Raw genomic sequence first — 7,788 nt, 5'->3', positions numbered from 1 at the left:
CGGCTCGTGGCCGCCCCGCCGCGGCACCGCTCCGCCCTGCGTGCCCTCGGCGTGGAGGAGGTCGAGCCCGCGGACCTCGTCGAGGCCCTGGCGCCGCTCGACCCGGCGGAGCACCGCGCCCTGCTCGAGGCCGCCACGGGCGCCGGGCCGGCCGTCCTGGAGGCGCTCGCCACCCTGCTCGTGCCCCTGGCGGACGGTCGCCACGTCCGCGGCGTCCGCGGGCTGACCGTCCTGGACGGGCCCGTCGACGACGACGTGCTTAACCGCCTCGCGGCGTGGGGGCTGCGGGTCGTGCACCCGGACGCCGCGCACCCCCTGCACGACCGGCTCGGCGCCGAGCGGCTCACCGTGACCGACCTGCTGCGCCACCCCGTGCTGCGCGGCCACGTGCTCACCGGGGACGACGAGGACGCGACCGCCGAGGTGCTGCTGGCGCTCCTGGACCGGGTCGTGGCCGACGGCGGCGCACCGCACCCCGAGCCGTGGTGGGGCGAGCTGCTCCTCCCGGCCGACGACGGCGCCCCGGCACCGGCGCGGGGCCTGGTGCTGCCGGGCTCGGAGGCGTCGCGCTGGTTCGACCCGGCCGTCCTGCCGGGCGTGCACGCCGACGTCGTGGCGCGGTGGGGCCGCGTGCTGCCGCTGGTGGGCGTGCGGACGGCCCTGACCGGGGTGGACCTGCCCGCGGAGGCGTACGACCCCGACACGGGGCTGGTCGAGGGTTCGGCTGACGACGCCCCCCACGAGGACCTCGCGCTCGTCCTCGACGGGCTGGACGGGTGGCCGGAGTACCTCGAGGAGGTGCGTCCCGCCGTCGGGCCGCAGCGGGCGGTCGCCGACCTCGACGCCGTCGTCCCCGAGGCCTGGCCGGCGGTCCTGGCCGCCCTGGCGACCGCGGCGCGGCCCGCGCTGCTCGACCCGGTCCGCGACGAGGACGGCACGCCGTGCCCGACCTACGTCGCCTGGTGGCTGCGCACCCGGTCCCGGCTGGGGCTGGACCGGCCGTTCCGTGCCGGTGCCGCCGGCCCGGACGCGGTGACCGCCCTCCTGCCCGATCCCCCGGAGGCCGTCGCCGGCCTCGACCCGGACGTCCTGCACGCGCTCGGCGCGGTCCGGGCCGCGGCGGACCTCGACGCCGACGCGTGGGCCGGGCTCCTCGGGTCGTTGCCCCTGGACGCCGAGGTCGACCTGCCGGTCGCCGTGGCCGTCTGGCGTGCCCTGGCCGCCCTGGCGCTGCGGGAGCCGGACGTCGACCTCGACGTCGACCGGCTGCCCGCGCTGACCGCGGGTCTCACGGTGCGCACGGTGCCGGCCCAGGACGTCGTCGTCGTGACGCTCGCGGAGGCGCAGCACCCGGCGGCGCGCCCGGCGGTCGTCGTGCCCGCCTCGGCCGTGACGCCGCTGGCCGACGCCCTGGACGTCGACGTCGCCGCGGACCGCCTCACCCTGCGCGTCGACGGCGAGGGGGTGCCGAGCGCCGTGCCCGCCGCCGTGCGGGTGGCGTTCCCCGACGCCCCGGCCGTCTGGCTCGAGCACGAGGACCTCCGGGTCGACGGCGCACCGGTGGACTGGTGGGTCGAGCGGGCGGACCCCCTGCCGGTGGTGCACGCGGCGACGACGGACGGGCTCGCGGACGGGCTGGCGGAGGTCGTCGGGCGGCGGCACCGCGACAGGATCGCGCGGCTCCTCGTCGACCCGGCGGCGCTCGCGGCCGTCCTGCTGGACGCGGCGGCCGAGGACCTGCCCGAGAGCTAGCGGCTCGGGGCTCGGGCGGTCGGGTGCCTCAGCGGCTCAGGTCCGCGCGCGGTTCCGGCGCTCCCACAGCAGCGCCAGGCCGCCCAGCGCGACGCCGGCCGCGCAGATCCACGGGATGCGGACCCCGACCTGCCCGGTCGCGACCAGCACGAGGGACACGACGAGCGCGACGGTCCACAGCGCGATGCCGCCGAGGAACACCTTCCGCAGGTCCAGGTGGACGGGCTCCAGGCGGCTCGGCTCGAGGAGGCTGGGGCGCCGCGTGGTCACGCAGCGAGCCTAGTCCGCGTCGGCGATCGCGGACGGCCGGACGCCGGGCGCCGATTTCTGGGAACCTCTGCGCCATGACCCAGACGGCGACCACGGAACGGCAGGGGCTTCTCGGCTCCGTCGACAGGTACTTCAAGATCACTGAACGAGGCTCGAACTTCCCGCGCGAGCTGCGCGGCGGGCTCGTGACCTTCTTCGCGATGAGCTACATCATCGTGCTCAACCCGTTCATCATCGGCGGCGTCCCGGACGGGACGGGCGCCTTCCTCGGCGGCGGCTCCGAGCCGAACTTCCCCCTCGTGGCCGCGGCGACCGCCCTGGTCGCGGGTGTCCTGTCGATCCTCATGGGCGTCGTCGCGCGGTTCCCCCTGGCGCTCGCGGCCGGGCTCGGGCTCAACGCGTTCGTGGCGTTCTCCGTGGCCGTGCTGCCGGGGATGACCTGGGCCGACGCGATGGGCCTCGTGGTCCTCGAGGGCCTCATCATCCTCGTGCTGGTGCTCACCGGGTTCCGCGAGGCCGTGTTCCGCGCCGTGCCGGTGGAGCTCAAGCTCGCCATCAGCGTCGGCATCGGCCTGTTCATCGCCCTCATCGGCGTCTTCAACGCCGGCCTCGTGCGGATCCCGGCGAGCCTGGCGACCCCGCTCGAGCTGGGCCAGGACGGCTCGCTCGCCGGCTGGCCGGTCGTCGTGTTCCTCCTGGGGCTCCTGCTCATGGCCGTGCTCATGGTCCGCAGGGTCAAGGGGGCGATCCTCATCGGCGTCGTCGCCGCGACCGTCCTGGCGGTCGTCATCGAGGCGGTCGCGAACCTGGGCCCGCGCTCCGCGGAGAACCCCGGCGGGTGGAGCCTCGTGCAGCCGTCCCTGCCGGCCTCGGCGGGCGACGTCATCTCCCAGCCCGAGTTCAGCCTCCTGGGCCAGTTCTCGCTGCTCGGCTCGATCGAGAAGATCGGGATCGTCGCCGTCGTCCTGCTCGTCTTCACGCTCATGATCGCGGACTTCTTCGACACGATGGGCACGATGGTGGCGATCGGCGCCGAGGCCGACCTGCTGGACGAGAAGGGCAACCCGCCGGGCACCCGTCAGATCCTCGTCGTGGACTCCCTCGGCGCGGTCGCGGGGGGCATGGGGTCCGTGTCGAGCAACACGAGCTACATCGAGTCCGCCGCCGGCGTGGGCGACGGGGCGCGCACCGGTCTGGCGTCGGTGGTGACCGGCGTGCTCTTCCTGCTCGCCACGCTCTTCTCGCCGCTGGTCAACATGGTCCCCTACGAGGCGGCCACCCCAGCTCTCGTCATCGTCGGGTTCCTCATGCTCATGCAGGTCACGGGCATCGACTGGCGCGACTACGAGATCGCGATCCCCGCGTTCCTCACGATCATCCTCATGCCGTTCAGCTTCTCCATCGCCGTCGGCATCGGGGCGGGCTTCGTCTCCTACGTGGTGCTCAAGCTCGCCGTCGGCAAGGCGCGCCAGGTCCACCCGCTCATGTACCTGTCCGCGGTCCTGTTCGTCCTGTACTTCGCGATCGAGCCGATCGAGGACGGTTTGCGGGCCGCGGGCGTCCTGGGCTGAGCCCCGCGAACTGCCCCGCGTGAGCGCCGGCTGGGCGCCGCGGGGCCACGCGGCATCCGGCCGGGCGGTCCGCCGCCCGGCCGGACCGCCTGTGCCGCCCCCGCCGAAGCCCTAGGGTCGTGAGCACGGGAGCACCGGTGCGGAGGAGGGCAGGACCATGCGTGTGTCGGTGATCGGCTGCGGCTACCTGGGGGCGGTCCACGCGGCGTCGATGGCGCACCTGGGCCACGAGGTCGTCGGCGTCGACGTCGACGTGGCGAAGGTCGAGCAGCTCGCCGGCGGCGAGGCACCGTTCTACGAGCCGGGCCTGCCGGAGCTGCTCGCCTCCTCCCTCGCGACCGGCCGGCTGCGGTTCACGACGGACATCGCGGAGGCGGCGGGCGCGCAGGTGCACTTCGTGTGCGTCGGCACGCCCCAGAAGAAGGGCGAGTACGCCGCGGACCTGCGGTACGTCGACGCAGCGGTCCAGGGCCTGCTGCCGCACCTGCGGCCCGGCGACGTCGTCGTCGGGAAGTCCACCGTGCCCGTCGGCACGACGGAGCGGATCGCGGAGGAGGTCACGGCGACCCAGGCCGGGGCGACCGTGGTGTGGAACCCCGAGTTCCTGCGCGAGGGCTTCGCCGTCCAGGACACGCTCCACCCGGACCGGATCGTCTACGGCCTGCCCGACGGCGAGGCCGGCGCGCGCGCCCGCGAGCTGCTCGACGAGGTGTACGCCACGCCGATCGCCGAGGGCATCCCGGTGGTCGTCACGGACCGGGCGACGGCGCAGCTCGTCAAGGTGGCGGCCAACTCCTTCCTCGCCACGAAGATCTCCTTCATCAACGCGATGGCGGAGCTGTGCGAGGCGACGGGTGCGGACGTCACCCAGCTCGCCGACGCGATCGGCTACGACGCCCGCATCGGCCGGCGGTTCCTCAACGCGGGCCTCGGCTTCGGCGGCGGGTGCCTGCCCAAGGACATCCGGGCGTTCATGGCGCGGGCCGGCGAGCTCGGGGTGGACCAGGCGCTGTCGTTCCTGCGCGAGGTCGACTCGATCAACATGCGCCGCCGGGTCCGCACGGTGGACCTGGTCCGCGAGGTCTGCGACGGCTCCATCGTCGGGCGGCGCGTGGCGGTCCTGGGGGCGGCGTTCAAGCCGGACAGCGACGACATCCGGGACTCGCCGGCGCTGAGCGTCGCCGCCCAGATGGGCCTGCAGGGTGCGCACGTCGTCGTGACCGACCCCCAGGCGCTCGACAACGCCGAGCGGATGTGGCCCGACCTGCGCTACGCCGCGACCGCGGACGAGGCGGCCAAGGAGGCCGACGTCGTCCTGCTGGCGACCGAGTGGCCGGAGTACCGCGACCTCGACCCCGAGGTGTTCGGCCAGGTCGTGGCCCGGAAGGTGATCGTGGACGGGCGCAACGTCCTGGACCCCGTCGCCTGGCGACGGGCCGGCTGGGTCTACCGCGCGCTGGGTCGCCCCTGACCGCCGCGCGTCCCGACGTCCCGGAGGCCGGTCCCCGAGCGGGGGCCGGCCTCCGGCGTGTGCGAGGTCACCCGGTGACCGGGGGTCATGACCTCGGGTAATGACTTAGGCTCAGTGAGTGCCTGCTCCTGCCGTCGACCGTGCCCCCCGCGACCCCCGCGACCCGGACGCCCCGCGCGACGCCCGGCCCCGCGCCACCGAGTGCCGCCCGGCGCCCCTGGCGAGCGAGCTGCGCGTCGCCACGACGCACCTCGTGCGGCGGATGCGGTGGGAGCGCAGCTCCGACGCGATCAGCGACGGCCAGTACGGCGTCCTCGCGGCCCTGTCGACCCAGGGCCCGATGACCCCCACGGCGCTCGCGGAGGACCAGCACGTCCAGCCGCCGCCCATGACGCGGACGATCAACGCGCTCGTCGAGGCCGGCCTCGTCCGGCGCGACCCGCACCCGAGCGACCGACGGCAGGTCCTCGTCTCCATCACCGACGCCGGCGAGGCGGAGGTCCGCGAGACCCGCCGTCGGCGGACGGAGTGGCTCGCCCAGCGCCTGGCGCGGCTCACCGCGGAGGAGCGGGAGACGCTCGCGCGGGCCGCGCGGATCCTGCGGACGGTCGTGCAACCGTGAGCCCGACCTTCGCGTCCCTGCGCTACGTGAACTACCGGCTGTGGTTCGCCGGGGCCCTCGTCGCCAACATCGGCACGTGGATGCAGCGCGTCGCCCAGGACTGGCTGGTCCTGACCGTCCTGACCGACGACTCCGGCGTCGCCGTCGGCATCACCACCGCCCTGCAGTTCGCGCCGATCCTCGTGCTGTCGGCGTGGGCCGGCCTGCTCGCCGACCGGCTGGACCGGCGCAAGCTGCTCATCGCGACGCAGGTGGCGCAGGGCGTGCTCGCGGCGGGGCTCGGCGTCCTCGTGCTCAGCGGCGCGGCGGAGCTCTGGCACGTCTACGTCTTCGCCGGGCTGCTCGGCTGCGTCTCGGCCATCGACGCCCCCGTCCGCCAGACGTTCGTCGCGGACATGGTGCCGCCCGAGCGGCTGTCCAACGCCGTCGGCCTCAACAGCGCGTCGTTCAACGCCGCCCGCCTCATCGGGCCGGGCCTGGCCGGCCTGCTCATCGCCGCCGTCGGCACCGGCTGGGTCTTCGTCATCAACGCGGTGACCTTCGCGGCGACGATCCTGTCGCTGACGGCCATGCGCCGGGGCGAGCTCCACCCGCAGGAGCGCACGCGCCGGGGCAAGGGCCAGATCCGCGAGGGGATCCGCTACGTGCGCGGCCGCAGCGACATCGTCGTCGTCATGGTCGTCGTCGGCGTGGTGAGCACCTTCGGCCTCAACTTCCAGCTGACCAGCGCCGTCATGGCGCGCACGGAGTTCGGCCGCGGGCCGCAGGAGTACGGGATCCTCGGGTCGGTCCTCGCGATCGGGTCGCTCACGGGCGCCCTCCTCGCAGCGCGCCGCGAGCGGCCCCGGGTCCGGCTCGTCATCGGGGCCGCGTTCGGGTTCGGCATCGCGTCCGGCGTCATGGCCCTCATGCCGACGTACGAGCTCTACCTGCTCGCCTGCATCCCCGTCGGGTTCGCGTCGCTGACCATGATGACGGCGGCCAACAGCACGCTGCAGATGTCCACCGACCCGGCCATGCGCGGGCGGGTCATGTCGCTGTACATGGTGGTCTTCCTCGGGGCGACGCCCGTCGGGTCGCCCATCATCGGGTGGGTCGCGGAGACCCTCGGCGCGCGGTGGGCGATCGGGATCGGGTCCGTGAGCGCGCTGCTCGTGGCCGCAGGCGCGGCCGTCTGGGCCCGCAATCACTGGCACCTGACCGTGCGGTACCGCCTCACCGAGCGCCCGCACCTGCAGGTGACGTACCTCGACGACGAGGACGACGACGCGACGGGCGCCCGGGCGCGGGAGCGCGCGGTCCGCGAGCTCGAGGCCCAGCAGGCCCGGGACCGCGCCTCCGCCGCCTGACCCTCCACGCGCCGCCGGACCCCCCCGGCTGGACCGCTGGTGGGGCGTGGGGTGCTCGGGTCGGGGAAGGCGGGGTCAGGGGTGGGCGTCGGCGGGGGTGCGCAGGACCGTGCGCAGGCCCAGGGCGACGGAGGTGGCCCCCGCCGCGATGAGGAGCGGCACCAGCAGGAACGCCGTGTGCGACCCGAAGGCGTCGGCGAGCGCCCCGAGCAGGAAGGGCGCCAGGGCGACGGCCAGACCCGTGCCGATCGTCGACGTCGCCTGCGCCTGGTCCGGGCGGTCCGCCGCGTGCCGGAGGACCAGCGCGACCGCGAGCGGGTAGTGCGCGCCGTAGCCGAGGCCGGCGACGACGAGCCCCAGCACCGCGACGGCGGGGGTGGTCGCCGTCCAGAGGACCACGAAGCCGACGGCGGCCACGGCGTAGGCCACGAGGAGCAGCTTCTCGGGGGACTTGCGCAGCGCCAGCGGCCCGACGACGAGCCGGGCCGCCGTCATGCCCGCGACGAGTGCGGACACCGTCGCGGTGGCGACGGAGGGCCCGGCGCCCGTCCGCGAGACCACGAGCTCCGCGGCCCAGAACGTCGTCGAGAACTCGATCGCCACACCGGCGAGCATCGCCCCCCAGAAGAACCAGAACGCGCGGCTGAAGCCGGGGCCCCGCCGTTCGGGACGCCGGGCCGTGGCGGTGCCCGCGGAGCTGCCGCCCGCCCGCCGGACGACGCCGCCCTGCGTGGCGGCCTCGACCACCGCGGC

General features: G+C 75.1%; 6 protein-coding genes and 1 pseudogene. 5 read left to right on the top strand and 2 right to left on the bottom strand.

Annotated elements, in window-relative coordinates; translation table 11 throughout:
* Positions 1-1,752: pseudogene (locus N866_RS21445) on the top strand (sacsin N-terminal ATP-binding-like domain-containing protein); the annotation flags it as partial.
* 36 nt (positions 1,753-1,788) lie between these two features.
* On the opposite strand, the gene N866_RS14255 reads toward N866_RS21445, so the two are convergent.
* A complete protein-coding gene (locus tag N866_RS14255; RefSeq protein WP_034227514.1) occupies positions 1,789-2,022 on the bottom strand; it encodes a DUF2530 domain-containing protein in 234 nt (77 codons plus the stop codon).
* 74 nt (positions 2,023-2,096) lie between these two features.
* Here N866_RS14255 and N866_RS14250 point away from each other — a divergent pair, with 74 nt between their 5' ends.
* The 4 genes from N866_RS14250 (at position 2,097) to N866_RS14235 (ending at position 7,035) form a co-directional block, all read left to right on the top strand.
* Positions 2,097-3,593 (top strand): NCS2 family permease, encoded by a 1,497-nt coding sequence (locus N866_RS14250; protein ID WP_034227512.1) that lies wholly within the window; start codon positions 2,097-2,099, stop codon positions 3,591-3,593.
* A 157-nt stretch (positions 3,594-3,750) separates the two neighbouring features.
* Positions 3,751-5,064, top strand: coding sequence for a UDP-glucose dehydrogenase family protein (locus N866_RS14245; RefSeq protein WP_034227510.1), 1,314 nt, complete (start codon positions 3,751-3,753; stop codon positions 5,062-5,064).
* A gap of 118 nt (positions 5,065-5,182) precedes the next feature.
* Complete coding sequence (locus N866_RS14240; RefSeq protein ID WP_245612601.1) at positions 5,183-5,686, top strand: MarR family winged helix-turn-helix transcriptional regulator; 504 nt, start codon at positions 5,183-5,185, stop codon at positions 5,684-5,686.
* Entirely contained in the window at positions 5,683-7,035 is a 1,353-nt protein-coding gene (locus tag N866_RS14235; protein WP_034227508.1) for an MFS transporter, read from the top strand. Before N866_RS14240 ends, N866_RS14235 begins: the two co-directional genes overlap by 4 nt.
* 75 nt (positions 7,036-7,110) lie before the next feature.
* Here the strand turns inward: N866_RS14235 and N866_RS14230 are convergent.
* Positions 7,111-7,788, bottom strand: a 678-nt coding sequence (locus N866_RS14230; protein WP_155855387.1) for an MFS transporter, incomplete at its 5' end; no start/stop codon positions are given.

It is taken from the genome of Actinotalea ferrariae CF5-4 (genome assembly GCF_000603945.1).
Lineage (GTDB): Bacteria > Actinomycetota > Actinomycetes > Actinomycetales > Cellulomonadaceae > Actinotalea > Actinotalea ferrariae.
The sequence above is the reverse complement of the archived record's forward strand: the minus strand, read 5'-3'. Positions and strand labels throughout refer to the sequence as shown.